This is a genomic window from Pseudomonas onubensis (assembly GCF_965653655.1).
Classification (GTDB): Bacteria; Pseudomonadota; Gammaproteobacteria; order Pseudomonadales; family Pseudomonadaceae; genus Aquipseudomonas.
On the sequence record NZ_CBFHAZ010000001.1, the window covers coordinates 92,224 to 118,836 of the forward strand.

The following is a 26,613-nucleotide window of genomic DNA, read 5'->3' on the forward strand; positions in this document are numbered from 1 at the left end:
CGCCCATGAGCTTCAGCCCCCTGATTCGCCAACTGATCGACGCCCTGCGCACTTTGCCGGGCGTGGGCCAGAAAACCGCCCAGCGTATGGCGCTGCAACTGCTGGAGCGTGATCGCAGCGGCGGCACGCGGTTGGCCCAGGCCTTGAGCCAGGCCATGACCGGCGTCGGCCACTGCCGCCAGTGCCGCACCCTGACCGAAGAAGACCTGTGCCCGCAATGCGCCGACCCACGTCGCGACGACACCTTGCTGTGCGTCGTTGAAGGGCCGATGGACGTGTACGCCGTGGAGCAGACCGGCTATCGCGGGCGTTACTTCGTGCTCAAGGGGCACCTTTCTCCGCTGGACGGCCTGGGGCCGGAAGCCATTGGCATCCCGCAACTGGTGACCCGCATTGAAGAGCAGGGCACGTTTACCGAGGTGATCCTGGCGACCAACCCAACGGTGGAAGGCGAGGCGACCGCGCATTACATCGCCCAGTTGCTGACCAACAAAGGTTTGATCACTTCGCGTATTGCCCATGGCGTGCCGTTGGGTGGCGAGCTGGAATTGGTGGATGGCGGTACGCTGGCGCACTCGTTCGCCGGTCGCAAGCCGATCGCGCTTTAAATAACCACACTGTTCAAATGTGGGAGCGGGCTTGCTCGCGAATGCGGTGGATCAGTTAAGAAATCTTTGACTGACACTCCGCCTTCGCGAGCAAGCCCGCTCCCACAGTGGTTTTGTGTTGCTACGGATATGTTGATAACCAAGCAAGCGCTTGGTAAGTTCTCTCCACCTTACCGTGGAGCTTGCCGATGTCTGCCTATCAGGACTACTTCGACCCCAGCCACCAATTGGTCCGCGACAGCGTGCGCCGTTTTGTCGAGCGCGAAATGTTGCCGGGCATCGAGCAATGGGAGGAGGCCGAGAGTTTCCCCCGCGAGCTGTACCTCAAGGCGGGCGCGGCGGGGATCCTGGGCATCGGCTACCCCGAAAGCCTGGGCGGCAGCCACGAATGCGACCTGTTCGCCAAGGTCGCTGCCAGCGAAGAGTTGATGCGTTGCGGTTCCGGTGGCGTGGTAGCGGGCCTGGGTTCGCTGGATATCGGCTTGCCGCCGGTAGTCAAATGGGCGCGCCCCGAGGTGCGTGAGCGCGTTGCGCCGCAAGTGCTGGCCGGGGAGAAGATCATCGCCCTGGCCGTTACCGAACCCGGTGGTGGCTCCGATGTGGCCAACCTGCAAACCCGCGCCCTGCGCGATGGCGACTGTTACCGCGTCAGCGGCAGCAAAACCTTTATCACCAGCGGCATCCGCGCCGACTTCTATACGGTAGCCGTACGCACCGGCGGGCCGGGGTTTGGTGGCATCAGCCTGTTGCTGATTGAAAAAAACACGCCCGACTTCACCGTTGGCCAGCCGCTGAAGAAAATGGGCTGGTGGGCGTCGGACACGGCTGAATTGTTCTTCGACGATTGTCGCGTGCCGGTAGGCAACTTGATCGGCGTCGAGAACATGGGCTTCGCCTGCATCATGGGCAATTTCCAGAGTGAACGCCTGGCGCTGGCGCTGATGGCGAACATGACCGCGCAGCTCGCCCTGGAAGAAAGCCTCAAGTGGGCGAGCCAGCGCGAGGCCTTCGGCAAACCTATCGGAAAATTCCAGGTGCTCAAGCATCGGTTGGCGGAGATGGCCACGGCGGTGGAAGTCTCCCGCGAGTTCACCTACCGCCAGGCAGCCAAAATGGCGGCCGGCAAGAGTGTGATCAAGGAGATTTCCATGGCCAAGAACCTGGCCACTGATACGGCTGATCGGGTGACCTATGACGCGGTGCAGATACTGGGTGGGCAGGGCTATATGCGTGGCAGCCTGGTGGAACGGCTGTATCGGGATAACCGCATTCTGTCTATCGGCGGTGGCACGCGTGAGGTGATGAACGAGATCATCAGCAAGCAGATGGGGTTGTGATGTGGGGTGTCCTTGAGGGCATCTTCGCGAGCAAGCCCGCTCCCACACTTGGAATGCATTTAAAATGTGGGAGCGGGCTTGCTCGCGAAGGCGTCAGTACTGACAAGCCTTATCTCTCGGTCAACCCAAACTGCGTCAGGCAAAACGTCGCAATGCCCATATCCTGCAGGCGCTGCGAACCACCCAGCTCCGGCAGGTCAATGATCGCCGCCGCTTCGAAGATCTTCGCGCCCATACGCCGCACCAGGTTAGCCGCAGCAATCAAGGTGCCGCCGGTGGCGATCAAGTCATCGAACATCAGCACCGAGTCGCCGTCACACAGGCTGTCGGCGTGCACTTCGAGAAAGGCTTCGCCGTATTCGGTCTGGTAACCCTCGGCCAGCACGTCAGCGGGCAGCTTGCCCTGTTTGCGGAACAGGATTAGCGGCTTGTTCAACTGGTAGGCGATGATCGAACCGATCAGGAAACCCCGGGCATCCATCGCGCCGATGTGGGTAAAGTCGGCCTCGACATAACGCTGGGCAAAGCTGTCGGCCACCAGGCGCAGGGCGCGGGGCGATTGGAACAACGGGGTAATGTCACGAAAGATCACCCCAGGCTTGGGGAAGTCGATGACGGGGCGGATCAGGGATTTGATGTCGAACGAATCGAAGGTCATCGTCGAAGAGTCCTGGGAGCGGAAAACGGACTCGAAGTATACCTGCGGCCTTGCCGATTGGCGCGGCCGCAAGCGTCTGCCTCAGACTTCCAGCGAGCCCCCGGCCAGGGCGCACAGCTGGATCGGGTCGAGGATATGCACTTCCTTGCCTTCGGCGGCAATCAGCTCGTTTTGCTGGAAACGGGTAAACACGCGGGACACGGTTTCCACCGCCAGGCCCAGGTAATTGCCGATTTCGTTGCGCGACATGCTCAGGCGGAACTGGTTGGCCGAGAAGCCACGGGCACGGAAGCGTGCCGACAGGTTGACCAAAAACGTGGCAATGCGCTCGTCGGCGGTTTTCTTCGACAGCAGCAACATCATCTGTTGGTCGTCACGGATCTCGCGGCTCATCACCCGCATCAACTGGCGGCGCAGTTGCGGCAGTTGCAGGGCCAATTCATCCAGGCGCTCGAAGGGGATTTCGCACACCGAGGTCGTCTCCAGGGCCTGGGCCGACACCGGGTGAATCTCGGTGTCCATGCCGGACAACCCGACCAGCTCGCTGGGCAGGTGGAAGCCGGTGATCTGCTCTTCGCCGCCGTCGCTGAGGCTGAAGGTCTTCAACGCGCCTGAACGTACTGCATAAACGGAATCGAACTTGTCGCCCTGGCGAAACAGAAACTCGCCTTTTTTCAGCGGGCGACCGCGTTTAACGATTTCGTCCAGCGCTTCCATGTCTTCCAAATTCAACGAAAGTGGCAGGCAGAGGGGGGCCAGGCTGCAATCCTTGCAGTGAGCCTGGCTGTGAGCGCGCAGTTTAACTGGCTCGGACATTTCTTAAATCCTTGTGGGAAAACACACATAAGACGTAAGGGTAACGCACCGAGGGTGGCTGAGGCCAGCGTGTACAAAAAAGCAACAGCGGTATAAAGCTCCTTGTATCGGTGCCGATACATAGGTGTCTCTCTATGAGCTGGAGCTCAGATCATGTCAGTCAGTACTGTCTCAAACCCGCAGATCAATGTTGCGGCGGTATCGGTCTGGAACGCCGCCGATGCGGCCAAGGATAAAGACGCCGCGCCCAAGGCCGCCACCGAAGCCAAGCCCGCTGAGCCTACCGCCGCAGAAGGCGTGAAGGTGGTCATTTCCGGTGCGGGCATGGGCATGGCCTCGACTGAAAAATCCTCCAATAGCGATATTGATGAAAGCAATCTGAAAGACAACATCAAACAGTTGCTGAAGATGATCCGCGAACTGAAAAAGCAGCTTGCCGAAAAGATGGCGCAGCTCTCGGCAGCCATGAATGACACCACCCTGACCCCGCAAGCACGCCAAGCCAAGGTGGCGGGTTTGCAGGGCGACGTGGCGACGATACAGGCCGGTTTAATGACCGCCCAATCACAACTGGCCAAATCGCTGAAAGATGAGTCGCCTGAGGCTCAGATGGAAGCCATGAGCCTGATGGCGAAATAAAGCCCTTTAGATCACCCGCGAGAATCGCTGCCTGTTCTGGTGCTCCAGGTAGGCATCGAACACCATGCACACCGAGCGCACCAGCAAGCGCCCGGCCGGCAATACGCGAATGCCGTGGGTATCCAGTTCGATCAGGCCGTCGGCGGCCATTGTCTCCAGCCGTGGCCAGAGTTCGTCGAAATAGCCGCGAAAATCGATGTTGAAAGCCTGTTCGATCCGCTCGAATGCCAGGCTGAAATTGCAAATCAACTGCTGAATCACTTCCCGCCGTAAACGATCGTCCGTGGTGCATACCAGGCCACGGCTGGTGGCCAGTTGCGCGCTGGCCAGGGCGTTCTGATAGTGATTGAGGTCGCTGCTGTTCTGGCAATACAGGTCGCCGATCTGGCTGATCGCCGACACGCCCAGCCCAATCAAATCGCAATGCCCGTGAGTGGTGTAGCCCTGAAAGTTACGCTGCAGCGTGCCTTCTTCCTGGGCCACGGCCAGTTCGTCATCGGGCAGGGCAAAGTGGTCCATGCCGATGTAACGGTAGCCCGCGTGGGTCAGCTGCTCGATGGTGGTTTGCAGCATCAGCAGTTTTTCTGCCGGTGAGGGCAGGTCGTCGGTGTTGATGCGCCGCTGCGGCATAAAGCGCTCGGGCAGGTGTGCGTAGTTGAATACCGACAGGCGATCCGGTTGCAGGTTGATCACTTCTTCGACGGTGCGCGCAAAATTCAGCGGCGACTGCTTGGGCAGGCCGTAGATCAGGTCGATATTGATCGAGCGAAATTGCAGGGTGCGCGCGGCGTCGATCACCGCGCGGGTTTCTTCCAGGCTTTGCAGGCGGTTGACCGCACGCTGCACCTCGGGGTCCAGGTCCTGAAGGCCGATGCTCACGCGGTTAAAGCCCAGTTCGCGCAGCAGCCCCATGGTCGCCCAGTCGGCTTCACGCGGGTCGATTTCGATGCCGTAGTCGCCGGAATCATCATCGAGCAAGTTGAAGTGCTGGCGCAGGCGGGTCATCACCTGGCGCAGTTCGTCGTGGCTGAGAAAGGTTGGGGTGCCGCCGCCGAAGTGCAGTTGCTCCACGGGCTGTTTCGGGTCGAGGTGGCAGGCCACCAGCTGGATTTCCTGCTCCAGGCGTTGCAGGTAGGCCTGGGCACGGCCACGGTCCTTGGTGATGACCTTGTTGCAGGCGCAGTAGTAGCAGATGTTCGCGCAAAACGGCACATGCACATACAGCGACAAGGGCCGCACGGCCTTGCGGCTGTCGCGCAGGGCGTGGAGCAGGTCGAAGGTGCCGACCTGGCTGTCAAATTGTACGGCGGTAGGGTAGGACGTGTAGCGCGGCCCCGCCAAGTCGTAGCGGTGAATCAGATCTGTGTCCCAACGAATGGCGTCGAGCATGCGGGCGGTCCCCCGGATTGGCTAGTGGGCCGAGTCTAGGGGGGCGCTGCAGGTGCCATCTTGATTTGCATCAACGGGGAGCGGCGCTATGCCACATGGCGCTTTAATGGCCCATTAGCCAGTGTTGATGCGGGCCTGGCAGCGTCCATACCCCAAACACAATCACCAGCATGCCACCGGCCACACGCACGCTGCGTTTGCGCAGCACCGCCGTGACGCGTTCTGCCGCCAAGCCAGTGGCCAGCAGTACGGGCCAGGTTCCAAGCCCAAAGGCCAGCATCAGCATTGCGCTGTCCAGCGCATTACCCTGGCTCGCCGCCCACAGCAGCGTGCTGTAGACCAACCCGCACGGCAACCAGCCCCACAGCGCGCCCAGCAGTAATGCGCGTGGCAGGCTGGATACCGGCAATAAACGGGTGGCGACCGGCTGTATGTAGCGCCACAGGCCGCGCCCGAGGCTTTCGATGCGGGTGAGGCCGCTCCACCAGCCCGCCAGGTACAAGCCCATGCTGATCAGCAGCAGCCCGGCAAGCACGCGCATGAACATCGCCGCCGGGCTGTTGGCCACAGCCCAGCCGGCCAGGCCGATCAGTAACCCGGCAGCGGCGTAGCTGAGGATGCGCCCCAGGTTGTAGGCGAGCAGCAGGCGAAAACGGCGGCTGCGTTGTTCTTTGGGGATTGCCAGCGTCAGCGCGCCCATCAGTCCGCCGCACATGCCCAGGCAATGGCCGCCGCCCAGCAGCCCAAGGATCAGGGCCGAGACCAGCAGTGGCGCCAGCTCAAGCATGGGGTGGATCTTTGGGCGGTTGCTCGGCCCGGTTGGCTTCGTCGACGCCCGCCAGGTGGTTCGGGTCCTGGTCGTCGAACAGCACGCTGTGGGCCGGGCCGTCGAGGTCGTCGTACTGGCCGCTGTCCACCGCCCAAAAGAAAATGTAAATGGCCACGCCGACTAACAGCAGCGCCGCCGGAATCATCACGTAGAGAGCTGGCATCTGTACTCCAGGCCCGCGCGGCTCAAGCCGGCAGCGGGCGGGTGACTAAGGTGGCACTGCTAACCTGCGGGCTCGGCAGGCGGGTCAGGCGCAAGGCGTTGAGCACCACGGTCAATGAGCTGAGCGACATGCCGATCGCGGCCCAGATCGGGGTGATCCAACCGAGGGCGGCAAACGGCAGCATAAGGCCATTGTACAGCCCGGCCCACAGCAGGTTTTCAAGGATAACTCGGCGAGTGCGTCGCGCCAGGGTAAATGCCTGCACCACTGCATCCAGGCGGTTGGACAACAGCACTGCATCAGCGCTGGTTTTTGCCAGGTCGGTGGCCGAGCCCATCGCCACGCTGATATCGGCGGCGGCGAGTACGGGCACATCGTTGACGCCGTCGCCGAGCATCAGCACCTTGCGGCCTTGCTGGTGCAATTGTTGCAGCACCTGCAGTTTGTCGTCGGGGCGCAAGCCGCCTTTGGCCTCGTCGATGCCAAGCTCCAGCGCGACACTGGCGACCATCGGCGAGCTGTCGCCCGACAGCAGCAGCGTGCGCCAGCCTCGCGCTTTGCACGCAGCCAGCAGGGCGGGCGCATCGCTGCGCAGGCGGTCGTCCAGCACGAACCAGGCGAGCGCGCCGTTGCCGTCGCCCAGCAGCAGCCATTGGCCTGCTTCGTGCGGCGAGGCGGGGATTGCGCAGCCGCTCAATTGGCACACAAAGCCAGGCTGACCGATGCGCAATTGACGTTCGCCCACGCGACCTTCCAGGCCCAGACCGGGGAAGCTCAGCACCTCATCGGCCGCCAGTGGCGCACGCCCAAAAGCACGGGCTATCGGGTGTTCGGAGCGGTTTTCCAGCGCGGCGGCGAGGCCCAGGCAGTCGTCGCTGTTCAGCGCGCTCAAGGTGTGGATGGCGCGCAGGGCCAAGCGGCCTTCGGTGAGGGTGCCGGTCTTGTCGAAAATCACCGTGTCGATCTGGTTCAGGCCTTCCAGCACATGGCCGCGGGTCAGCAGCAAGCCGAGTTTGTGCAGCGTGCCGGTGGCAGCGGTGAGGGCGGTCGGTGTGGCCAGTGACAACGCGCAGGGGCAGGTTGCCACCAGCATCGCCAGCACAATCCAGAACGCCCGTGACGCGTCCAGCTCCCACCACAACAGGCCGATCAGCGCGGCCGCGATCAGCGAGCACAGCAGGAACCATTGCGCAGCGCGGTCGGCGATCTGCGCCAGGCGCGGTTTTTCGGCTTGGGCGCGTTCCAGCAGGCGCACGATGGCAGACAGACGGGTGTCATGCCCCAAGGCGCGCACCTCGACGGTCAGCGCACCTTCGACGTTGAGTGTGCCGGCGGTGACCGCATCGCCGACGTTGCGCGGCTGCGGCAGGTATTCGCCGGTGAGCAGGGATTCATCAATGCTCGACTGGCCGTCGAGAATCACTCCGTCGGCCGGCAGCACGGCGCCTGGATGCACCAGTACGCGGTCGCTCACGGCCAACTCGCTGAGCAGGATGCGCTCGCTCTGACCGTCACCTTTAAGCCGTAAGCACGAAGCGGGCAACAGGTTGACCAACTGCGCAGTGGCGGCGGCGGTGCGCTCCCGCGCCCGGCGCTCCAGATAGCGCCCGGCGAGCAGGAACAGCGCGAACATGCCCACCGCGTCGAAGTAGAGCTCGCCGGTACCGGTGATGGCCGTCCAGATACCCGCCAGGTACGCGCCGCCAATCGCCAGGGACACCGACACATCCATGGTCAGGTGGCGGGTGCGCAGGTCGCGCAGGGCGCCTTTGAAGAACGGCGCACAGCTGTAGAACACGATGGGCGTGGTTAGAAACATCGCCACCCAGCGCAGGATTACGTGCAACTCCGGGCTCAGGTCGATATTGAATTCCGGCCAGGTCGCCATGGTCGCCATCATCGCCTGGAACCACAGCAACCCTGCCACGCCGAGTTGGCGCAAGGCCCGGCGGTTTTCGCTGGCCAATTGCTCGGCGGCGCGATCGGCCTGGTAAGGATGGGCGGCATAGCCGATATGGCGCAGTTCGCTGAGCATCTGGCTCAACGGCAGTTGGCCATCGGCCCAGCGCACGTGCAGGCGGTGGTTGGACAGGTTCAGGCGCGCCTCGGCCACCGCGGGCAGGCTGCGCAGGTGTTTCTCGATCAGCCAGCCACAGGCGGCGCAGCTGATGCCTTCCATCAATAGGGTGGTTTCAGCCAGCTCGCCCTCGTGGCGCACAAAGGGTTTTTGCACGTCGGCGCGGTCGTACAGCGCCAGTTCGTCGACCAGTTGCACCGGCAGCGCCTCGGGGTTGGCCGAAGCTTCGCTGCGGTGCTGGTAATAGCTTTGCAACCCGCCGGCCACAATTGCCTCGGCCACGGCCTGGCAGCCTGGGCAGCACAGTTCGCGGCGCTCGCCGAGGATTTCGGCGGTAAACCGGCTGCCGGGCGGGACGGGCAGGGCGCAGTGGTAGCAGGGGGTTGGGCTGGTCATGGTTCAATTCCACAGATCGTTCCCACGCTCTGCGTGGGAACGCTTCGCTGGACGCTCTGCGTCCGCTGTTGTGACGCAGCGCGTCACGGGCTGCATTACCACGCGGAGCGTGGGAACGATCACGCTACTTTTTCAGGTCTTCGGCACCCTGCAACGGTTCATCGCCCAGCAGCAAGTCCTTGTCGTGGCTGACCTCTTCTTCTTCGAACAGGCGCCAGGTCTTGTCGCCCTCCACGCCGAGCAATTCCACGAAGCGCCGGCCCTCTACCTTGTCGGTGACCTGGCCGATGTAGCGGCCGGGTTCGCTGTCGCTGCGGGTCAGGTTGATCTTGCGGTCTTTCTCCGGCTGGGTCGGGGAAATCAGGTTCAGTTCCAGAGTGTTCGGGTTGCTGTAGCCCGTCAGTTGCAATTCGACTTCACCGGTGAGCTCGTCCAGGTGCAACTTGCCGCGCAGTTGCAGGGTCTGGGCCAGCCGCTCACGGTCCAGGGAGCGGTTGATGCCTTTGCCGGCCTCGTAGTAGTTGTCGTTGACCAGGTTGTCCGGGTTCTTCACCGCAATGGTCACCATGGACAAGGTCAAGGTCACCGAGCAGGCCAGGATCCCAATAATGATCCAGGGCCAGAGGTGCTTGTACCAGGGGCTTGCGGCAGTGGCTGCGGGCATTGTCGTGCTCTCTTCTAATTAGCGGACTTGTGGGCCGATGAATCGGCTCTTGGCTTCAATATGGACGCTGTCGTCATCGGCATCCCTGAGGATGAATTTCACCTCGTTGGTGCTCGATGGCAGTTGCTCAGGGGCGCTGGACAGCTCTACCGGCATGGTGAAGATGTCCCCGGCGGCAACCTTGATCTCGCGGCGGCCTTGCAGCTTGAGGTCGGGCAGGCCCGAGGCGTCGAGCACGTAGGTGTGGTCGCGCTGGTCCTTGTTCATGATCTTCAGGCTGTAGACGTTTTCGATGCGGCCTTCGGCGTTTTCGCGGTAGAGCACGCGGTCTTTGCTGACGTCGAAGCCCACCAGCGAGCGCATGAAAAATGCGCCGGCCAACAGGCCGATCATCGCCAGCAGCACCAAGGCATAACCGATCAGGCGCGGGCGCAGCTTATGGGTTTTCTGCCCGGACAGGTTGTGCTCGGTGGTGTAGCTGATCAGGCCGCGTGGGTAGTCCATCTTGTCCATGATGTTGTCGCAGGCGTCGATACACGCGGCGCAGCCGATGCACTCGATTTGCAGGCCGTCACGGATGTCGATGCCGGTGGGGCACACCTGCACGCACATCGTGCAATCGATGCAATCGCCCAGGCCCTGAGCCTTGTAGTCGATGCCCTTTTTGCGTGGGCCACGCACTTCGCCACGGCGCGGGTCGTAGGACACGATCAGGGTGTCCTTATCGAACATCACGCTCTGGAAACGCGCATACGGGCACATGTAGATGCACACCTGTTCGCGCAGCCAGCCGGCGTTGCCGTAGGTGGCCAGGGTGAAAAAACCGACCCAGAAATACGACCAGCCATCCGCCTGGCCAGTGAAGAAGTCGAACACCAGTTCGCGGATCGGCGAGAAGTAGCCGACGAAGGTCATGCCGGTGACAAAGCCGATCAGCAGCCACAGCGTGTGTTTGCTGAACTTGCGCAGGAATTTGTTGGCGCCCATGGGCGCCTTGTCGAGCTTGATACGCTGGTTGCGGTCGCCTTCGGTGACCTTTTCGCACCACATGAAGATCCACGTCCACACGCTTTGCGGGCAGGTATAGCCGCACCACACGCGCCCGGCGTACACGGTGATAAAGAACAGGCCAAAGGCCGCAACAATAAGAATGCCCGAGAGCAGGATGAAATCCTGGGGCCAGAAGGTCGCGCCAAAAATGAAGAATTTACGTTCCGGCAGGTTCCACCACACCGCCTGGTGGCCGCCCCAGTTCAGCCACACGGTGCCGAAGTAGAGCAGGAACAAACCGGCGCCACCGAGCATACGCAAGTTGCGGAACAGGCCGGTGAAGGCACGGGTGTAGATTTTCTCGCGCGAGGCGTAGAGGTCTACCGTGTTGCTGGCGTTTTTGGCAGGCGGGGTAACGTCATGTACCGGTATTTGGTTGCTCATCATTGCATCCCACGGCGGTGGAGATTTGCCTCGGCCAGTACGTGCCAGCCGGGGTCAAAAATAGGGTGTTGCAGTGGCGTAATGATACGCCTCTGGTACAGCGGAACGGGTGCGACCTTTGGTCGCGTTGGGGGAAATCAATTGATGGTATATGTGATCTGGATCAATTGACTTGGCAAGTATGGACGGTTTTCACCGGTAAGCAGGTCATTCATCCCATGGATTCATCAGAGGCACACCACTGGACTTGAAGTCACTGACGTTGCGCGTCACCACGGTGAGCCCATGCACCAGAGCGGTTGCGGCAATCAATGCGTCACTCTCGTTGGCCTGCTCCGGCACATGCAGATGCGCGCAACGCAGCGCAACGGCGGCATCAACCGGCAATATCCTGGCATCGAACGCTGGCATAACATGGCGCTTGAGCCATGTCCGTAACGCTTTCCCCTGAACCGGGTCTCGGCGCTCCATGCGCAGTACACCGGTTTCCAATTCCTTCAGCGTAATGGCCGAGATGAACATGCGCGCAGCGATAACACTTTTTGCCCAAGCCACTACTCTCGCGTCGGCGTGGGGTTTACGCAGTTCGGAGATTACGTTGGTGTCGAGTAGATACATCAAGAGAGGTCCACGGGTCGGTGAGTGATCACGGCACGTTCGGTTTCGAAGTCGATTTCGGCCGCTTCCGGCATCACCAACAGGTCAACGATGTCCACGTTCAGACCTGTCAGTTTCTGGTAGTCCTCAATGCTTAGCAGTACATGGGCAGGCTTGCCGCGATCGGTGATAAAAACCGGGCCTTTACTGGCGGCTTTTTTGGCACCGCTTGTGTCTTGATTGAATTCACGACTGGAAATGGTGGTGATGGTCATGGGGTATTCCCCTTCGGCAGATTAGATGTAGTAACGTTACTACTTTGCGTCGACGCGCAGCAAGTGCGAGGTTCCGAATGGTCATGCGCTGCAATCGCCGCAGCCCGGCAGAAAAAAGCCCCGCACTGCGGGGCTTTTTCGTTGCCGAGAGCTTATTGCTCCTCAGCCTGCTTATCCCCATGGGACAGGCTGTAAACATACGCCGCCAGCAAGTGCACTTTGTCATTGCCTTGCAGCAACTCCTGCGCCGGCATCTGGCCCTGACGGCCATAACGAATGGTCTGCTGCAATTGCGCGAAGCTCGAACCGTAGATGAATGCGCCCGGATGCGTCAGGTCGGGCGCGCCCATTGCTGGCGTGCCTTTACCGGCCGGGCCGTGGCAAGCCACGCAGTTGGCGGCGAAGAGTTTCGCGCCGTTGGCCACGTCGGCCTTGGCGCCTTCCGGCAGTTTGCGGCCATCGAGGTTGGTCACCACAAAGCCCGCCACGTCAGCCACGCCTTGTTCGCCAATGACCTCGGCCCAGGCCGGCATCACCGCGTGGCGGCCTTTCATGATGGTTTCCTTGATGGTGGCCGGCTCGCCGCCCCAGCGCCAGTCGGCGTCGGTCAGGTTGGGAAAGCCGTAGGCGCCCTTGGCGTCGGAGCCGTGGCACACCGAGCAGTTGGAGGCGAACAGGCGGCCGCCCATCTTCAAGGCTTGCGGGTCCTTGGCGACGTCTTCAATCGGCATCGCGGCGAATTTGGCGAAGATCGGACCGAACTTGGCGTCCGACTTGGCCATTTCCTTTTCCCATTCGTGTACGCCGGTCCAGCCGGTCTGGCCGTTGGCGAAGGGGGTTTGCTTGTCGTTGTCGAGGTAGTTGTAGCCCGGCAGCAGGCCTTTCCAGTTGCCAAGGCCGGGGTACAGCGCCAGGTAGCCGAGGGCGAAAATGATGGTGCCGACGAACAGCATGAACCACCACTTGGGCAGTGGGTTGTCGTACTCCTCAATGCCGTCGAACGAGTGGCCGACGGTCTCGTCCGTCTGTTCGGTGCGCTGGCCCCGGCGGGTCGACAGCAGCAGCCAGGTCAGGGCGAAGATGGTACCCAGACTGAGGACTGTGACGTACAGACTCCAGAACGTAGTCATTCTTTGTTACTCCTAGAAGCTTGCTCGACGTGCTTGATGGCCTCGGGATCATCTGCAAAGGGCAGCATGGTCGCGTCGTCAAACTCCGACTTGCGGCGCGGGCTGAACACCCACAGCGCCAGGCCGACAAAGGCCACCATCACCACAACGGTGCCCAGGCCACGAATCATCCCGATATCCATGAAGATCACCGTTTGCTTTTGATGATGGTGCCAAGGCCTTGCAGGTAGGCCACCAATGCGTCCATTTCGGTCTTGCCCTTCACGGCAGCGGCTGCACCGGCGATGTCTTCATCGGTGTAGGGCACGCCCAGGGTGCGCAAGACTTCGAGCTTCTTGGCGGTGTCCTTGCCGTCGAGCTTGTTTTCCACCAGGAACGGGTACGCCGGCATTTTCGATTCAGGCACCACGTTGCGCGGGTTGTACAAGTGCGCGCGCTGCCAGTCATCGGAGTAGCGTCCGCCGACACGGGCGAGGTCCGGGCCGGTACGTTTGGAACCCCACAGGAATGGGTGGTCCCACACGCTTTCACCGGCCACCGAGTAGTGGCCGTAACGTTCGGTTTCGGCGCGGAACGGGCGGATCATCTGCGAGTGGCAACCCACACAGCCGTTGGCGATGTAGACGTCGCGGCCTTCGACTTCAAGGGCGGTGCGCGGCTTCATGCCTTCGACCGGCTTGTTGGTCACGTCCTGGAAAAACAGCGGAACGATCTGGGTCAGGCCGCCGATACTCACGGCGATGACCATGAAGAAGGCCAGCAGGCCGATATTCTTCTCGACTACTTCATGCTTCATCAGTGAGCTCCCACAACGGCGATCTTGGCGGCGGCTTCGGCTTCTACAGGGTCGCAGGCACGCACGGTGCGCCAGACGTTGTAGGCCATCAGGAACATGCCGGAGGCAAAGAATGCACCGCCCAGGGCGCGCACGATGTAACCCGGATGGCTGGCTTGCAGCGCTTCGACGAAGGAGTAGGTGAGGGTGCCGTCATCGTTGATGGCGCGCCACATCAGGCCCTGGGTGATGCCGTTGACCCACATCGACGCGATGTAGAGCACGGTGCCGATGGTGGCCAGCCAGAAGTGCGCGTTGATCAGCCCGACACTGTGCATCTGCACACGGCCGAACAGTTTGGGGATCATGTGGTACAGCGCGCCGATGGAGATCATCGCCACCCAGCCGAGCGCGCCGGCGTGTACGTGGCCAATGGTCCAGTCGGTGTAGTGAGACAGCGAGTTGACCGTCTTGATGGCCATCATCGGGCCTTCGAAGGTCGACATGCCGTAGAACGCCAGCGATACCACCAGAAAGCGCAGGATCGGGTCGGTGCGCAATTTATGCCACGCGCCTGACAGCGTCATCATGCCGTTGATCATGCCGCCCCAGCTGGGCGCCAGCAGGATGATCGACATGGCCATGCCCAACGACTGCGCCCAGTCCGGCAACGCGGTGTAGTGCAGGTGGTGGGGACCGGCCCAGATGTACAGGGTGATCAGCGCCCAGAAGTGCACGATGGACAGGCGATACGAATAGATCGGGCGTTCGGCCTGCTTGGGCACGAAGTAGTACATCATCCCCAGGAAACCGGTGGTGAGGAAGAACCCTACGGCGTTGTGGCCGTACCACCACTGGATCATCGCGTCGGTTGCGCCGGCATAGGCCGAGTAGGACTTGAACCAGCTCACCGGCAAGGATGCGTGGTTGACGATGTGCAGCATCGCCGTCACCAGGATGAAGGCACCGTAGAACCAGTTGCCCACATAGATGTGCTTGGTCTTGCGCTTGACGATGGTGCCAAAGAACACCACGGCGTAGGTCACCCAGACGATGGCGAGCAAAATCGCGATCGGCCATTCCAGCTCGGCGTATTCCTTGGTGGTGGTGTAGCCCAGCGGCAGGGTGATGATGGCGCCGAGGATGACGGCTTGCCAGCCCCAGAAGGTGAAGGCGGCGAGGCCATCGGAGATCAGTCGCGTCTGGCAGGTGCGCTGCACGACATAGTAGGAAGTGGCAAATAACGCACAACCACCGAAGGCGAAAATCACCAGGTTGGTGTGCAGCGGGCGCAGGCGGCCGAAGGTCGTCCAGGGCAAACCGAAATTCAATTCCGGCCACACCAGTTGCGAGGCGATAAACACCCCGAGCCCCATGCCAAGGATCCCCCAGACCACCGTCATGATGGCGAACTGGCGGACGACCTTATAGTTATAAGCAGTCGGACTGATTGCTGTGCTCATTCTAAGGTTCCACGGTTTAGGTTTTTTTATAGGTAAAATCGGCCGCAAGTATGTAGAAACCGAGGGGCCATTGCAACGCAATGACTGACCTGTATCAATGCGTTCCGAGCCAGATTCTGCGCCCTTTCCATGTTTTGCGTAGGGACAAAATCGGAAATGGAAAGCTGATCGAGCGGACAGGAATTTTAAGGGGCGCAACGGATACCGTCGCGTAGGCCAGGATTGGTCCACTGTGGGAACAAGCGTAGACCCGAAAGTGAGGAGGGGAAAGTTGGGTTTCGCCAGGGTGCGACGAAGGGCCGCAGGGGGGGCAGCTGCAAGCGGCAAGTTGCAAGCCGCAAGAAAAAGCAGCTGCAAGATCAGAGTTGGAAGCTCTCCTCTTGCAGCTTGTCGCTCAAAACTTGCAGCTCATTTGCTGCTACTGATGCGAAAGGCTGTACACATAGGCCGCCAGCAGGTGCACCTTGTCATTGCCTTGCAGTACATCCTGTGCCGGCATCTGGCCTTGGCGACCGTGGCGGATGGTCTGCTGCAACTGCGCCAGGCTGGTGCCGTAGATGAAGCCGGCGGGCTCGGTCAGGTTCGGCGCGCCCATGGCTTCCATGCCGTGGCCTTGTGGGCCGTGGCACGCCACGCAGGTGGTATTGAACGCGGCTTGGCCGGCCACCAGGTCGGCCGTGTTGTCGGCCGGCAAGGGCAGCTTGGCCAGGTCATGACGCACATAAGCGGCGACATTTTTCACGCCGTCCTCACCGAGGATTTCTCCCCAGGCCGGCATTGCCGCGTGGCGCCCGCTCATGATCGTGGCTTTGATCGCTTCAGCCGAGCCGCCCCAGCGCCAGAGGTTGTCCGCCAGGTTCGGGAAACCATATGCGCCCTTGGCATCCGAGCCGTGGCACACCGCGCAATTGGAGGCGAACAGGCGCCCACCCATTTTCAGCGCCTGCGGGTCTTTGGCCACTTCTTCCACCGGCATGGCCGAGAATTTGGCGAAGATCGGCCCGAACTTGGCGTCCGCCCTGGCCATTTCCTTGTCCCATTCCTTGGTCTGGGTCCAGCCGTCTTCATAACCCGGCAATACGCCTTTCCAGTTGCCCAGGCCCGGGTAGAGGATCAGGTAGCCGACCGCAAACACCAGGGTGCCGGCGAACAGCATGAACCACCACTGGGGCAGCGGGTTGTCGTATTCCTCGATGCCGTCGAAGGCGTGGCCCATGGTCTGGTCCACGCTGCCTTTGGTTTCGCCCTTGCGGGTGCCGACCAACAGCCAGGTCAGCCCGATCAGGCTGCCGAGGGTCAATACGCAGATCCATGTACTCCAAAAGGTAGTCATGGCTGGGTGCTCCTTGTTGCTGGCTCTTCTTGAGCGTCGGACGGGGAAGGTTCATCGGCAAACGGCAGCAGGCGAGCCTGCTCGAAGTCCGCGTTGCGCCGGTTGTTGAACACCCACAGCGACAGGCCGATAAAGGCGATGGCGACCACCAGCGTGCCCAGGCCGCGGATGGTGCCCGCATCGAATTCAAATCCCATGGCTCACCTCTTGCTCTTGATGGCAGTGCCGAGCACTTGCAGGTACGCAACCAGCGCGTCCATCTCGGTCTTGCCCTTGAGGCTGGCGACGGCGCCACTGATGTCGTCGTCGGTGTACGGCACGCCGAGGGTGCGCATCACTTTCAACTTGGTCTCGGTGTGGCTGCTGTCGACCGGCGCGGTGACCAGCCACGGGTAGGCCGGCATTTTCGATTCCGGCACCACGTTGCGCGGGTTGTACAAGTGCGCGCGGTGCCAGTCGTCCGAGTAGCGTGCGCCGACGCGTGCCAGGTCCGGCCCGGTGCGCTTGGAACCCCACAGGAACGGGTGGTCCCACACGCTTTCGCCGGCTACCGAGTAGTGGCCGTAGCGTTCGGTTTCGGCGCGGAACGGGCGAATCATCTGCGAGTGGCACTGCACACAGCCTTCGCGGATATAGATATCGCGGCCTTCCAGCTGCAGCGCGGTGTAGGGTTTCATGCCTTCCACTGGTTTGTTGGTCACGTCCTGGAAGAACAGCGGGACGATCTGGGTCAGGCCGCCGATGCTCACGGCAAGCACCATCAGCAGCATCAACAGGCCGACGTTCTTTTCAATCGTTTCGTGTTTCATCATCGACTCCTCAGGCCAGCTGCGCAGTGGCAGTGGCTTCGACGGGTTGCGCCGAACGCACGGTGCGCCAGGTGTTGTAGGCCATCAGCAACATGCCGCTGAGGAAGATCGCACCGCCCACCAGCCGCACGATGAAGCCAGGGTGGCTGGCCACCAGGGTTTCGACGAAGGAGTAGGTCAAGGTGCCGTCTTCGTTGACTGCACGCCACATAAGGCCCTGGGCGATGCCGTTGACCCACATCGAGGCGATGTAGAGCACGGTGCCGATGGTGGCCAGCCAGAAGTGCGCGTTGATCAGGCCGAGGCTGTACATCTGCTCGCGGCCGAAGACTTTCGGGATCATGTGGTACAGCGCGCCGATGGAAATCATCGCCACCCAACCCAGCGCCCCGGCGTGTACGTGGCCGATGGTCCAGTCGGTGTAGTGGGAGAGGGCGTTGACCGTCTTGATGGCCATCATCGGCCCTTCGAAGGTCGACATACCGTAGAAGGCCAGGGAGACCACGAGGAAGCGCAAAATCGGGTCGCTGCGCAACTTATGCCAGGCGCCCGAGAGGGTCATCATGCCATTGATCATGCCGCCCCAGCTCGGTGCCAGGAGTACCAGTGACATCACCATGCCCAGCGACTGCGCCCAGTCCGGCAGCGCGGTGTAGTGCAGGTGGTGCGGGCCGGCCCAGATGTACAGGGTAATCAGCGCCCAGAAGTGCACGATGGACAAGCGATAGGAATACACCGGACGCTCGGCCTGCTTGGGCACAAAGTAGTACATCATCCCCAGGAAGCCTGCGGTGAGGAAAAAGCCTACCGCGTTGTGCCCGTACCACCACTGCACCATCGCATCCGTCGCACCGCCATAGGCCGAGTAGGATTTGGTCCAGCTCACAGGCAAGGACGCGTGGTTGACGATGTGCAGAATGGCCACGGTGATGATGAACGCACCGAAAAACCAGTTGCCGACATAGATGTGCTTGGTTTTGCGCTTCATCACGGTGCCGAAGAACACCACACCATAGGCGACCCAGACCACGGCGATAAGAATGGCGATCGGCCATTCCAGCTCGGCGTACTCCTTGGAGGTGGTGTAGCCCAGTGGCAGGCTGATAGCGGCCAGTACAATCACAAGCTGCCAGCCCCAGAAGCAGAACGCGGCAATTTTCGGCGCGAACAGCTGGGTTTGGCAGGTGCGTTGCACCGAGTAAAACGAGCTGGCGAACAGTGCGCAGCCACCGAAGGCAAAGATCACTGCGTTGGTGTGCAGCGGGCGCAAACGGCCGAAGCTGGTCCAGGGCAAATCGAAGTTGAGTGCAGGCCAAACCAATTGGGCGGCGAGAAAAACCCCGAGCCCCATGCCGACGATGCCCCACACCACCGTCATAATGGCGAATTGGCGGACCACCTTGTAGTTATAGGCGGTACTTAAAGTAGTGTTCATGGTTCCCCATCCACGGTTCAACCCAAGCAAATGCGGCACTTGGGCTGGAGTTATAGGCAGACTAAAAAGCGAGGCAAGCATGGGCAAAGAGCACAAGGCCAGTATTGACGGGGATCAATGGGCGCAGTGTGTACGCGAGCGCGGCTGGTTGTGGGATGCAGCGACCGTGGCTGGCGCACGTATACCTGTGACGCTGATCCTGGCCCACGGCGCTGGCGCCCCGATGGACTCATTCTTCATGAGCGATATGGCTGCACGCCTTGCCGGGCATGGCGTGAACGTGTTGCGCTTCGAGTTTCCGTACATGGCCCAGCGCCGTTTGGACGGCGGCAAGCGCCCGCCGAACCCGGCGCCGAAACTGCTCGAATGCTGGCGTGAGGTGTATGCCGAGGTGCGACGTCATGTCGCTGGGAAATTGGCGGTTGGCGGCAAGTCCATGGGTGGGCGCATGGCCAGTTTGTTGGCGGATGAACTGGGTGCGGATGGGTTGGTGTGTCTGGGCTATCCGTTTTATGCGGTGGGCAAACCGCAGAAGCCTCGAGTCGAGCATCTGGCCGGCCTGAAGACGCCGACGTTGATTGTGCAGGGTGAGCGTGATGCGCTGGGTAACCGGGCGGCGGTGGAAGGGTATGCGCTGTCGCCGAGCATCGAGGTGATATGGCTGGTGGCGGGGGATCATGATTTGAAGCCGTTGAAGGCTTCGGGGTTTAGTCATGAGCAGCATTTGGAGGCTGCTGCGGTGAAGGTGGCTGAGTTTTTGGGCGTTCACTGAAACCGTGGCGAGGGAGCTTGCTCCCGCTGGGCTGCGAAGCGGCCCCAAAATCTTGGGAGCGCTTCGCCCTCCAGCGGGAGCAAGCTCCCTCGCCACAAGGGTCTACCGGTTAAAACGCTCTACCAGCGAATACTGGGTATTCGCTGTATGCGTCAGCTCTTCACTCAACTGCGCCGAGTTCATGGCCTGTTCCGAGGTCTGATCCGCCAACAGCGCAATCGTGCTGATGTTACGGCTGATCTCTTCGGCCACTGCGCTCTGTTCTTCGGTCGCGGCTGCAATCTGCGTGGTCATGTCGGTGATATTGGCCACCGCCTCACTGATGCCCACCAGCGCCTGATCCGCCTCCATCACCCGCGCCACACCTTCTTCGGCCTGGCGATGCCCGGCGTCCATAGTTTGCACGGCCGCCGCTGCGGTGTGTTGCAGCTTGGCGATCAGCGTATGGATCTGCCCGGTGGACTCCGCCGTGCGCTGCGCCAGCTGGCGAACTTCGTCGGCCACCACCGCAAAACCTCGGCCCATCTCACCGGCACGCGCCGCTTCGATGGCGGCGTTCAGTGCCAGCAGGTTGGTCTGGTCGGCAATGCCTTTGATCACATCGACCACGCCGCCGATTTCATCGCTGTCCTTGGCCAGTTGGGTGACGGTTGCACCCGTCTCGCCCACGGCCACCGACAGACGCTGGATCGCTTCGCGGGTTTCTCCGGCGATGTCGCGGCCGCGACCGGTCAGGCGGTTGGCTTCCTGGGTGGCATCCGCCGTGCGCTGTACATGGCTGGCGACTTCCTGAGTAGTCGCGGCCATCTGGTTGACCGCCGTGGCCACCTGTTCGGTCTCTACACGCTGGCGTTCCAGTCCGCTGGAGCTTTTATGCGCCAAGGTGTTGGACTGCGCCGCCTGGTCGTTCAGGTGCTCCGCCGTGTCTTGCAAGCGGGTCAGACAGGTCTTCAGACGCGCTTCCTGGCTGAGGATCGACATCTCCAGCCGCGCTTGCGCGCCTCGGCTGTCGGTGTACATCTGCGCGATCAGCGGGTCAGACGTGGTCTGCTCAGCCAAACGCAGCAAACGCTTGAGGCCGCGCTGCTGCCAGCTCAGCCCCAACAGGCCCAGTGGCACCGACAAACCCGCCGCCAGGGCAAAGCCCCAGTGGGAGTTGAGTGACGCGCCGATCATAAAGCTCAGTTGGCTGACCAGGATAAACGGCAGCCAGTCCTGCAACACGGGCAGCCACTTGTCGCGCTGCGGCACGGCCGACTTGCCCTGGTTGATGCGCTGATAGAGCGCCTCGGCCCGGCGGATCTGCTCGGCGGTGGGCTTGATGCGCACCGATTCGTAACCGATCACCTGGTTGCCATCGAAGACTGGCGTCACATAGGCGTTAACCCAGTAGTGATCGCCGGTCTTGCAGCGGTTCTTGACGATGCCCATCCATGGCAAGCCTTGTTTGAGCGTGGACCACATGTGCGCGAACACAGCCGACGGAACATCCGGGTGACGCACCAGGTTGTGCGGCGCTCGGACCAGTTCGTCGCGGGTGAACCCACTGATTTCGACAAAAGCGTCGTTGCAGTAGGTGATCACACCTTTGGCGTCTGTGGTGGAGATCAACCGTTGCTGAGCGGGGAAGGTACGTTCGCGCTGGGTAACGGGTTGGTTATTACGCATGGTTGTTCAATCCGCAAGGCTTTCAGGGGGTATCGGCACTTGCGGGCTTTTATTTAACTTGTTTTTGCAATAATCAGCCGGCCAGCATCGGGTAAGTAAACAGCCCGAAGTGAAGCAGGTTCAGCCCGAAGTGCGTAGCGATCGCAGCGCCCAACCCACCAAAGCGATACGCCAGGCCATAGCCAACTCCGGCGATGCTTGCCAGCAATACCCAATGCCAACCTGCGCCCAGGTGCATTAAACCGAATAGCAGCGAGGCCAGCAGCAGTGCCACATTCTCGCCGTAGGGCAGGTGTTTGAAACGCTCGCTCAGGCCGCCCTGGATGTAGCCACGAAACAATGCCTCTTCAACCAAGGTCACCAACAGCAAATTGTTCAATACCCACAGCCACGCCTGTTCCGGCCATTTGGGCGCCCAACTGATCATCCCCAGCAGCATTGCGCCACCCAGTGCTGCGACTGCCGCAAGTGTCAACGCCAGCGCAGTGACGCAGATCGACAGGCGCAAGGACCTGCGTGCCACAATCCAGGGGCAGGCCAGCAGCAGCCAGAAGCCGATCAGCGGTTTGTCCTGGTTGAGGTACATCGAGAACGGCACCGAATCAGGCGTAAAGCGTTGAGGTGCGATGCCCCGGCCGTTGTAGAAGCCTGGCAACCAATGCATCGCCAGGCCCAGCGCCAGCACGATAAACAAGCCGTGCCCGAGGTAACGCGCCCACGGGTTGCGTTGCTGGCGAACGGCGTAACCCGCGACCAGCAGCAAGACCACGGAGACCGCCGCCAGCATGCCTAATTGCCCGTAGGTCAAGGCCAGTACATAGCCAATGGAAAGCAGCACCAGGTACAGCCAGGGCAGAGCAATCATGTGAAATCCTTGAAAAAAACCGGCCGGCATTATAACGACCGGTTTTCGTTGCAGGCATGAAAACTCTTCCACGCAAAACGCTTGGGTGAAGTGATTGCAAAACCGGTTGGCGGCTGGTTATAGTTCGCCGGTCCAAATCCTTTCAAAAAGATCAGCACATGCCAGCTTCCCAGCGCATAGCGGTAGTCGATTCAGCGGTCAACGCTGTGGTCGTGCCGTGTGGGAACAAGCAGCCTGCGCAGATCAGTCACTACCCCCCACCTGTCAGCAGCACGCCGGTGTACGCAGTCGTATCACCGCCGGGTGTTGGCATTACGGGCTGATCAGCAATGTGCTGTTCCCGTCTGCCCGCCTGAAAAAAACCTATTGAATCTCAGCGTCAGCTGAATCGGCTTTTTTTGCCTGATGACAGGTGGTAACCATGTCTGTTTTTTCGAAACAATCCGTGGCCGCGGCGGCCTCGACGAGCCTGTTTGTCCTGCTGTGGAGCAGCGGGGCGATTTTCTCCAAGTGGGGCCTGGCCCATGCTTCGCCCTTTGCCTTCTTACTGATCCGTTTTGCCATCGCGCTGGCGGGCTTGGTGATCCTGGTGCCGATCCTCAAGCTGAAACTGCCGCGCACCGGCAAGCCCATGCTGTACGCGGCGGCGACCGGCCTGGTGTTGTTGGGTGCGTATCAGATTTTCTATCTGCTGGCCCTGGACCTCAAAGTCACGCCAGGGATGATGGCCACCATCATGGGTGTGCAGCCGATCCTCACCGTGGTGCTGATGGAGCGTCAGCGCTCGTTAAGCCGGTTGTTCGGCCTTGGGCTGGGGTTGGCGGGGTTGATCATGGTGGTCTATCAGGGCATCGGGCTCTCGGGTATGTCCCTGGCCGGGATGCTGTTCGGCTTGCTGGCGCTGGCGAGCATGACTCTGGGTTCGATCATGCAAAAACGCATCACCGACAACCCGTTGGGCACGCTGCCGGTGCAGTACGTGGCTGGGCTTCTGCTGTGCGCGGTGTTTGTGCCATTCCAGCCGTTCCACTTTGAGCAAAGCGCCAGCTTTTACCTGCCGGTGCTGTGGATGGGGTTGGTGGTTTCGTTGCTGGCGACGTTGCTGCTGTATCGGCTGATCGCGCGTGGCAATCTGGTGAATGTCACGAGCCTGTTTTACCTGGTGCCGGCGGTAACGGCGGTGATGGATTACCTGATCTTTGGCAATCGGCTGGCGTTGTTGAGCGTGTTGGGGATGGGGTTGATCGTTGTTGGGTTGGGGTTTGTGTTTCGTCGGCACTGAACTATGCACTGAGCATTGAATGACGAGCTGACTGCAACCGGCCAAAGTGAATGCTCCATCGGAGTACAGCTAATAGAAGTGTTGCACCTAACAGGTGCAACACCTCGCTGTAGAGCGTTTGAGGAGCGCTGAGCGGTCGACCATCGGTCACAAGTAAGATTGCTCTTACAGGCCAATCCTGTAATAATTCCGACCTTATTGTGGCCTATATCCTACCTCCCTGCAGGATATGTAGTACGCTCGCAAAGGGATATTGTGTCTATATTCGCATCGCGCAGTCTTTCTAATACTCTCCCGAATGACGTTAGCTTGGCGAACGTTGCGGTGCTGATGTGCTCGTACAATGGTGAGACGTTTCTTGCGGAACAGCTCGACTCCATTGAGCGGCAGAGTCACCATGGCTGGAGATTATTCATCTCCGATGATGGTTCCAAAGATGGCTCGCCAGCGATTTTTCAGCAGTACTGTAATCGTTGGGGCAGCGACCGTTTAAGCGTGGTGTCTGGCCCTCAGAAAGGCTTCGTGGCAAATTTTCTCTCGTTGACTTGTCGCTCTGAGATTCAGGCGGATTATTTTGCCTGGTGTGATCAGGACGATATCTGGAACGATGAGAAACTGCAGGTGGCTGTCGACTGGTTGCAAAGCCAGCCTTCGAATGTGCCAGCACTTTATTGCGGCCGGACTAAGTTGGTCGGCGATTCTGGCACTGCGCTTGGTTTTTCTCCCCTTTTCGCGCTACCTCCACATTTCTCGAATGCATTGGTCCAGAGCATTGCGGGCGGCAATACCATGGTTTTCAACCAGGCCGCGCGCGAACTGATCATCGAGGCAGGTTCGGATGTCGTCGTGCCCTCCCATGATTGGTGGGCGTATCAACTCGTTACAGGCGCGGGAGGCGTCGTTCACTACGATCCCGAGCCGAGAATGCAGTACCGCCAGCATGATGAAAACCTGATTGGCAGCAACTCCAGCTGGGCAGCACGTCTGGTTCGCCTACGGATGATTTTTCAGGGGCGCTTTTACGAGTGGAACGAACAGAACATTCGTGCTCTCGAAGCCATGGAGCATCGTCTTTGTGAGGAACATCGAACGACGCTTGCGCGCTTTAAAGGTGCACGCAGTCAAACGTTATTTAGACGAGTGCTGGGGTTCTGGTCTGCCGGTTTGTATCGACAGACGTTCATGGGGAACCTCGGGCTAATTTTTGCAACATTACTGAAAAAGATCTGACTCAATGACTATCTTAGTAACCGGCGGTGCTGGCTTTATCGGTGCAAACTTTGTATTGGACTGGGTAGCCCAGGCGGATGAGCCGGTCATTAATCTGGACAAGCTGACGTATGCTGGCAATCTGGAGAACCTCAGCTCGCTCGAGGGCGACAAGCGCCATGTATTCGTACAGGGCGATATCGCCGATACCCAGCTGGTCCAGCGCTTGCTCGCTGAACACCAGCCGCGCGCTATCCTGAACTTCGCTGCCGAGTCGCACGTCGACCGCTCGATCCATGGCCCGGAAGACTTCATCGAGACGAACGTCGTCGGTACCTTCCGTTTGCTGGAAGTCGTGCGTACCTACTGGAAAGGTCTGGATGCCGATGCCCAGCAATCCTTCCGCTTCCTGCATGTTTCGACTGACGAAGTCTACGGCTCCCTGGCCAAGGACGACCCGGCGTTCACCGAAACTCACCAGTACGAGCCAAACAGCCCTTACTCGGCGAGCAAGGCCGCGAGCGACCATTTGGTCCGCGCCTATCACCATACCTATGGTCTGCCGGTGCTGACGACCAATTGCTCGAACAACTATGGTCCGTACCATTTCCCGGAAAAACTGATTCCGCTGATGATCGTCAACGCACTGGCCGGTAAAGCACTGCCGGTGTACGGCGACGGTCAGCAAATTCGTGACTGGCTGTACGTAAAAGACCACTGCAGCGCCATCCGCCGAGTGCTGGAAGCCGGTACTGTGGGTGAGGTCTATAACGTGGGCGGCTGGAACGAAAAGCCTAACCTCGACATCGTGCACATCGTTTGCGCCTTGCTTGATGAGTTGCGCCCTCGCGCGGATGGCAAACCGTACAAGGAACAAATCGCGTACGTGACGGATCGTCCCGGCCACGACCGTCGTTACGCCATCGACGCTCGCAAGCTTGAGCGCGAATTGGGCTGGAAACCGGCGGAAACCTTCGAGACGGGCATTCGTAAAACCGTTCAGTGGTACCTGGACAATCAAGATTGGGTGAGCAACATCCAGTCCGGCGCTTACCGTGAATGGGTTGAGAAAAACTACTCTGAGCGTTCGGCATGAAGATTCTACTGCTGGGTAAAAATGGTCAGGTCGGCTGGGAGCTTCAGCGTAGCCTGGCGCCTTTGGGCCAAGTCCTGGCGCTGGATTCCAAAAGCCAGGACTATTGTGGTGACCTGAGCGATCTTGATGGCCTGGCAGCGACCGTGCAGCGGTTTGCGCCGGACGTCATCGTCAACGCGGCGGCTTACACCGCCGTCGACAAGGCCGAAAGTGAGCCCGCCCAGGCACTGCGCGTCAACGCAGAAGCTCCCGCGGTATTGGCAGCCGAGGCCCTCAAGCTCAATGCCTTGTTGGTGCACTATTCCACTGACTATGTGTTCGCTGGCAATGGTGATACGCCTTGGCAGGAAAGCGATGTTGTGGGGCCGCTGAGTGTCTACGGCACTACCAAACTTCAGGGCGAGCAGGCGATTCAGGACAGCGGTTGCGCACACCTGATTTTCCGCACCAGCTGGGTATATGCAGCTCGAGGTAATAACTTCGCCAAGACCATGCTGCGCCTGGCCACGGAACGTGACAGCCTGAACGTGATCGACGATCAATTCGGCACACCGACCGGTGCTGATCTGTTGGCTGATGTGACGGCGCACAGCATTCGTGCGATGAAGCTTCAACCAGAACTTGGTGGAATTTATCATCTTGCGGCTGGAGGAGAGACTACGTGGTGCCGTTACGCGCGCTTTGTGCTTGAACAGGCCCAAGCAGCTGGCGTGGAACTTAAAGTAGCTCCTGCGCAAGTTGGCGCGATAGCGACTGAGGTTTATCCTACTCCTGCCAAACGCCCCAACAACTCCAGATTGAACACCCAAAAACTGCAAAATGCCTTCTCATTGTGCTTGCCTGAATGGCAATCCGGTGTGGCACGGATGCTGATGGAAACACTAGAGAAATGAA

General features: G+C 60.4%; 28 protein-coding genes. 8 read left to right on the plus strand and 20 right to left on the minus strand.

What is annotated here, in order from left to right; all coding sequences use genetic code 11:
• The first annotated feature begins 5 nt into the window (after positions 1-5).
• Both recR and ACTD9P_RS00390 read left to right on the plus strand, forming a co-directional pair.
• Entirely contained in the window at positions 6-608 is a 603-nt protein-coding gene (gene recR / locus ACTD9P_RS00385; protein WP_017134798.1) for a recombination mediator RecR, read from the plus strand.
• Positions 609-796: 188 nt separating this feature from the next.
• On the plus strand, positions 797-1,945 hold the full coding sequence (locus ACTD9P_RS00390; RefSeq protein ID WP_438866257.1) for an acyl-CoA dehydrogenase family protein: 1,149 nt from the start codon (positions 797-799) through the stop codon (positions 1,943-1,945).
• A 109-nt stretch (positions 1,946-2,054) separates the two neighbouring features.
• Here the strand turns inward: ACTD9P_RS00390 and ACTD9P_RS00395 are convergent, their stop codons facing one another.
• Positions 2,055-2,603 carry an adenine phosphoribosyltransferase gene (locus ACTD9P_RS00395; protein ID WP_438866258.1) on the minus strand — a complete coding sequence of 183 codons (549 nt, stop codon included), beginning with the start codon at positions 2,601-2,603 and terminating at the stop codon, positions 2,055-2,057.
• A gap of 81 nt (positions 2,604-2,684) precedes the next feature.
• Complete coding sequence (gene fnr / locus ACTD9P_RS00400; protein WP_056861531.1) at positions 2,685-3,419, minus strand: fumarate/nitrate reduction transcriptional regulator Fnr; 735 nt, start codon at positions 3,417-3,419, stop codon at positions 2,685-2,687.
• Between the two features lie 153 nt (positions 3,420-3,572).
• Between fnr and ACTD9P_RS00405 the strand changes: the two genes are divergently transcribed.
• Complete coding sequence (locus ACTD9P_RS00405; RefSeq protein ID WP_438866259.1) at positions 3,573-4,058, plus strand: hypothetical protein; 486 nt, start codon at positions 3,573-3,575, stop codon at positions 4,056-4,058.
• A gap of 6 nt (positions 4,059-4,064) precedes the next feature.
• Here the strand turns inward: ACTD9P_RS00405 and hemN are convergent, their stop codons facing one another.
• The 16 genes from hemN to ccoN (ACTD9P_RS00485) form a co-directional block, all read right to left on the minus strand.
• Positions 4,065-5,447 (minus strand): oxygen-independent coproporphyrinogen III oxidase, encoded by a 1,383-nt coding sequence (gene hemN, locus ACTD9P_RS00410; protein ID WP_438866260.1) that lies wholly within the window; start codon positions 5,445-5,447, stop codon positions 4,065-4,067.
• Positions 5,448-5,550: 103 nt separating this feature from the next.
• Positions 5,551-6,234 carry a sulfite exporter TauE/SafE family protein gene (locus tag ACTD9P_RS00415; RefSeq protein ID WP_438866261.1) on the minus strand — a complete coding sequence of 228 codons (684 nt, stop codon included), beginning with the start codon at positions 6,232-6,234 and terminating at the stop codon, positions 5,551-5,553.
• Entirely contained in the window at positions 6,227-6,439 is a 213-nt protein-coding gene (gene ccoS / locus ACTD9P_RS00420) for a cbb3-type cytochrome oxidase assembly protein CcoS (protein ID WP_017134806.1), read from the minus strand. The genes ACTD9P_RS00415 and ccoS overlap by 8 nt, the downstream gene beginning before the upstream one ends.
• A 22-nt stretch (positions 6,440-6,461) precedes the next feature.
• The gene (locus ACTD9P_RS00425; RefSeq protein WP_438866262.1) at positions 6,462-8,912 is read right to left on the minus strand and encodes a heavy metal translocating P-type ATPase; all 2,451 of its coding nucleotides are present in this window, start codon (positions 8,910-8,912) and stop codon (positions 6,462-6,464) included.
• A 124-nt stretch (positions 8,913-9,036) separates the two neighbouring features.
• Complete coding sequence (locus tag ACTD9P_RS00430; RefSeq protein WP_056861526.1) at positions 9,037-9,576, minus strand: FixH family protein; 540 nt, start codon at positions 9,574-9,576, stop codon at positions 9,037-9,039.
• Between the two features lie 18 nt (positions 9,577-9,594).
• Positions 9,595-11,010, minus strand: a complete 1,416-nt coding sequence (gene ccoG, locus ACTD9P_RS00435) for a cytochrome c oxidase accessory protein CcoG (RefSeq protein ID WP_438866263.1) — start codon at positions 11,008-11,010, stop codon at positions 9,595-9,597.
• 207 nt (positions 11,011-11,217) lie between these two features.
• Entirely contained in the window at positions 11,218-11,628 is a 411-nt protein-coding gene (locus tag ACTD9P_RS00440) for a type II toxin-antitoxin system VapC family toxin (RefSeq protein WP_438866264.1), read from the minus strand.
• Positions 11,628-11,882: a type II toxin-antitoxin system Phd/YefM family antitoxin gene (locus ACTD9P_RS00445; RefSeq protein WP_017134811.1), complete on the minus strand. Its 255-nt coding sequence runs from the start codon at positions 11,880-11,882 to the stop codon at positions 11,628-11,630. The genes ACTD9P_RS00440 and ACTD9P_RS00445 overlap by 1 nt, the downstream gene beginning before the upstream one ends.
• 152 nt (positions 11,883-12,034) lie before the next feature.
• Positions 12,035-13,012, minus strand: a complete 978-nt coding sequence (gene ccoP / locus ACTD9P_RS00450; RefSeq protein ID WP_438866265.1) for a cytochrome-c oxidase, cbb3-type subunit III — start codon at positions 13,010-13,012, stop codon at positions 12,035-12,037.
• Entirely contained in the window at positions 13,009-13,194 is a 186-nt protein-coding gene (locus ACTD9P_RS00455; protein WP_005790274.1) for a CcoQ/FixQ family Cbb3-type cytochrome c oxidase assembly chaperone, read from the minus strand. Before ACTD9P_RS00455 ends, ccoP (ACTD9P_RS00450) begins: the two co-directional genes overlap by 4 nt.
• Positions 13,195-13,199: 5 nt before the next feature.
• A complete protein-coding gene (gene ccoO, locus ACTD9P_RS00460) occupies positions 13,200-13,808 on the minus strand; it encodes a cytochrome-c oxidase, cbb3-type subunit II (protein ID WP_056861521.1) in 609 nt (202 codons plus the stop codon).
• Positions 13,808-15,250 (minus strand): cytochrome-c oxidase, cbb3-type subunit I, encoded by a 1,443-nt coding sequence (gene ccoN, locus ACTD9P_RS00465; protein ID WP_438866266.1) that lies wholly within the window; start codon positions 15,248-15,250, stop codon positions 13,808-13,810. The genes ccoO (ACTD9P_RS00460) and ccoN (ACTD9P_RS00465) overlap by 1 nt, the downstream gene beginning before the upstream one ends.
• A gap of 418 nt (positions 15,251-15,668) precedes the next feature.
• Positions 15,669-16,583: a cytochrome-c oxidase, cbb3-type subunit III gene (gene ccoP / locus ACTD9P_RS00470; RefSeq protein ID WP_438866267.1), complete on the minus strand. Its 915-nt coding sequence runs from the start codon at positions 16,581-16,583 to the stop codon at positions 15,669-15,671.
• Positions 16,580-16,780 carry a cbb3-type cytochrome oxidase subunit 3 gene (locus ACTD9P_RS00475; RefSeq protein WP_056861518.1) on the minus strand — a complete coding sequence of 67 codons (201 nt, stop codon included), beginning with the start codon at positions 16,778-16,780 and terminating at the stop codon, positions 16,580-16,582. Before ACTD9P_RS00475 ends, ccoP (ACTD9P_RS00470) begins: the two co-directional genes overlap by 4 nt.
• Positions 16,781-16,783: 3 nt before the next feature.
• Positions 16,784-17,392: a cytochrome-c oxidase, cbb3-type subunit II gene (ccoO, locus tag ACTD9P_RS00480; protein WP_065909614.1), complete on the minus strand. Its 609-nt coding sequence runs from the start codon at positions 17,390-17,392 to the stop codon at positions 16,784-16,786.
• Positions 17,393-17,402: 10 nt separating this feature from the next.
• A complete protein-coding gene (gene ccoN, locus ACTD9P_RS00485) occupies positions 17,403-18,827 on the minus strand; it encodes a cytochrome-c oxidase, cbb3-type subunit I (RefSeq protein WP_138814392.1) in 1,425 nt (474 codons plus the stop codon).
• A gap of 79 nt (positions 18,828-18,906) precedes the next feature.
• Between ccoN (ACTD9P_RS00485) and ACTD9P_RS00490 the strand changes: the two genes are divergently transcribed.
• Positions 18,907-19,599: an alpha/beta family hydrolase gene (locus ACTD9P_RS00490; RefSeq protein WP_438866268.1), complete on the plus strand. Its 693-nt coding sequence runs from the start codon at positions 18,907-18,909 to the stop codon at positions 19,597-19,599.
• Positions 19,600-19,701: 102 nt separating this feature from the next.
• Here ACTD9P_RS00490 and ACTD9P_RS00495 read toward each other — a convergent pair whose 3' ends face one another.
• Together ACTD9P_RS00495 and ACTD9P_RS00500 are read right to left on the minus strand one after the other, a co-directional pair.
• Positions 19,702-21,267 carry a methyl-accepting chemotaxis protein gene (locus ACTD9P_RS00495; protein ID WP_438866269.1) on the minus strand — a complete coding sequence of 522 codons (1,566 nt, stop codon included), beginning with the start codon at positions 21,265-21,267 and terminating at the stop codon, positions 19,702-19,704.
• A gap of 73 nt (positions 21,268-21,340) precedes the next feature.
• Entirely contained in the window at positions 21,341-22,132 is a 792-nt protein-coding gene (locus ACTD9P_RS00500) for a CPBP family glutamic-type intramembrane protease (RefSeq protein WP_438866270.1), read from the minus strand.
• A 421-nt stretch (positions 22,133-22,553) separates the two neighbouring features.
• On the opposite strand from ACTD9P_RS00500, the gene ACTD9P_RS00505 reads away from it, so the two are divergent.
• The 4 genes from ACTD9P_RS00505 (at position 22,554) to rfbD (ending at position 26,612) form a co-directional block, all read left to right on the plus strand.
• Positions 22,554-23,414, plus strand: a complete 861-nt coding sequence (locus ACTD9P_RS00505; protein ID WP_438866271.1) for a DMT family transporter — start codon at positions 22,554-22,556, stop codon at positions 23,412-23,414.
• A 255-nt stretch (positions 23,415-23,669) separates the two neighbouring features.
• Positions 23,670-24,644 (plus strand): glycosyltransferase family 2 protein, encoded by a 975-nt coding sequence (locus ACTD9P_RS00510; RefSeq protein WP_438866272.1) that lies wholly within the window; start codon positions 23,670-23,672, stop codon positions 24,642-24,644.
• Positions 24,645-24,648: 4 nt separating this feature from the next.
• Positions 24,649-25,719: a dTDP-glucose 4,6-dehydratase gene (gene rfbB / locus ACTD9P_RS00515; RefSeq protein WP_438866273.1), complete on the plus strand. Its 1,071-nt coding sequence runs from the start codon at positions 24,649-24,651 to the stop codon at positions 25,717-25,719.
• Positions 25,716-26,612, plus strand: a complete 897-nt coding sequence (gene rfbD, locus ACTD9P_RS00520; protein WP_438866274.1) for a dTDP-4-dehydrorhamnose reductase — start codon at positions 25,716-25,718, stop codon at positions 26,610-26,612. Before rfbB ends, rfbD begins: the two co-directional genes overlap by 4 nt.
• The last annotated feature ends 1 nt before the right edge of the window (position 26,613 follow it).

Bases quoted from the DNA above. Each gene is read 5' to 3' on its own strand.
- recR (WP_017134798.1), top strand. From the start codon at position 6: ATGAGCTTCAGCCCCCTGATTCGCCAACTGATCGACGCCCTGCGCACT.
- ACTD9P_RS00390 (WP_438866257.1), top strand. From the start codon at position 797: ATGTCTGCCTATCAGGACTACTTCGACCCCAGCCACCAATTGGTCCGC.
- ACTD9P_RS00395 (WP_438866258.1), bottom strand. From the start codon at position 2,603: ATGACCTTCGATTCGTTCGACATCAAATCCCTGATCCGCCCCGTCATC.
- fnr (WP_056861531.1), bottom strand. From the start codon at position 3,419: ATGTCCGAGCCAGTTAAACTGCGCGCTCACAGCCAGGCTCACTGCAAG.
- ACTD9P_RS00405 (WP_438866259.1), top strand. From the start codon at position 3,573: ATGTCAGTCAGTACTGTCTCAAACCCGCAGATCAATGTTGCGGCGGTA.
- hemN (WP_438866260.1), bottom strand. From the start codon at position 5,447: ATGCTCGACGCCATTCGTTGGGACACAGATCTGATTCACCGCTACGAC.
- ACTD9P_RS00415 (WP_438866261.1), bottom strand. From the start codon at position 6,234: ATGCTTGAGCTGGCGCCACTGCTGGTCTCGGCCCTGATCCTTGGGCTG.
- ccoS (WP_017134806.1), bottom strand. From the start codon at position 6,439: ATGCCAGCTCTCTACGTGATGATTCCGGCGGCGCTGCTGTTAGTCGGC.
- ACTD9P_RS00425 (WP_438866262.1), bottom strand. From the start codon at position 8,912: ATGACCAGCCCAACCCCCTGCTACCACTGCGCCCTGCCCGTCCCGCCC.
- ACTD9P_RS00430 (WP_056861526.1), bottom strand. From the start codon at position 9,576: ATGCCCGCAGCCACTGCCGCAAGCCCCTGGTACAAGCACCTCTGGCCC.
- ccoG (WP_438866263.1), bottom strand. From the start codon at position 11,010: ATGAGCAACCAAATACCGGTACATGACGTTACCCCGCCTGCCAAAAAC.
- ACTD9P_RS00440 (WP_438866264.1), bottom strand. From the start codon at position 11,628: ATGTATCTACTCGACACCAACGTAATCTCCGAACTGCGTAAACCCCAC.
- ACTD9P_RS00445 (WP_017134811.1), bottom strand. From the start codon at position 11,882: ATGACCATCACCACCATTTCCAGTCGTGAATTCAATCAAGACACAAGC.
- ccoP (WP_438866265.1), bottom strand. From the start codon at position 13,012: ATGACTACGTTCTGGAGTCTGTACGTCACAGTCCTCAGTCTGGGTACC.
- ACTD9P_RS00455 (WP_005790274.1), bottom strand. From the start codon at position 13,194: ATGGATATCGGGATGATTCGTGGCCTGGGCACCGTTGTGGTGATGGTG.
- ccoO (WP_056861521.1), bottom strand. From the start codon at position 13,808: ATGAAGCATGAAGTAGTCGAGAAGAATATCGGCCTGCTGGCCTTCTTC.
- ccoN (WP_438866266.1), bottom strand. From the start codon at position 15,250: ATGAGCACAGCAATCAGTCCGACTGCTTATAACTATAAGGTCGTCCGC.
- ccoP (WP_438866267.1), bottom strand. From the start codon at position 16,583: ATGACTACCTTTTGGAGTACATGGATCTGCGTATTGACCCTCGGCAGC.
- ACTD9P_RS00475 (WP_056861518.1), bottom strand. From the start codon at position 16,780: ATGGGATTTGAATTCGATGCGGGCACCATCCGCGGCCTGGGCACGCTG.
- ccoO (WP_065909614.1), bottom strand. From the start codon at position 17,392: ATGAAACACGAAACGATTGAAAAGAACGTCGGCCTGTTGATGCTGCTG.
- ccoN (WP_138814392.1), bottom strand. From the start codon at position 18,827: ATGAACACTACTTTAAGTACCGCCTATAACTACAAGGTGGTCCGCCAA.
- ACTD9P_RS00490 (WP_438866268.1), top strand. From the start codon at position 18,907: ATGGGCAAAGAGCACAAGGCCAGTATTGACGGGGATCAATGGGCGCAG.
- ACTD9P_RS00495 (WP_438866269.1), bottom strand. From the start codon at position 21,267: ATGCGTAATAACCAACCCGTTACCCAGCGCGAACGTACCTTCCCCGCT.
- ACTD9P_RS00500 (WP_438866270.1), bottom strand. From the start codon at position 22,132: ATGATTGCTCTGCCCTGGCTGTACCTGGTGCTGCTTTCCATTGGCTAT.
- ACTD9P_RS00505 (WP_438866271.1), top strand. From the start codon at position 22,554: ATGTCTGTTTTTTCGAAACAATCCGTGGCCGCGGCGGCCTCGACGAGC.
- rfbB (WP_438866273.1), top strand. From the start codon at position 24,649: ATGACTATCTTAGTAACCGGCGGTGCTGGCTTTATCGGTGCAAACTTT.
- rfbD (WP_438866274.1), top strand. From the start codon at position 25,716: ATGAAGATTCTACTGCTGGGTAAAAATGGTCAGGTCGGCTGGGAGCTT.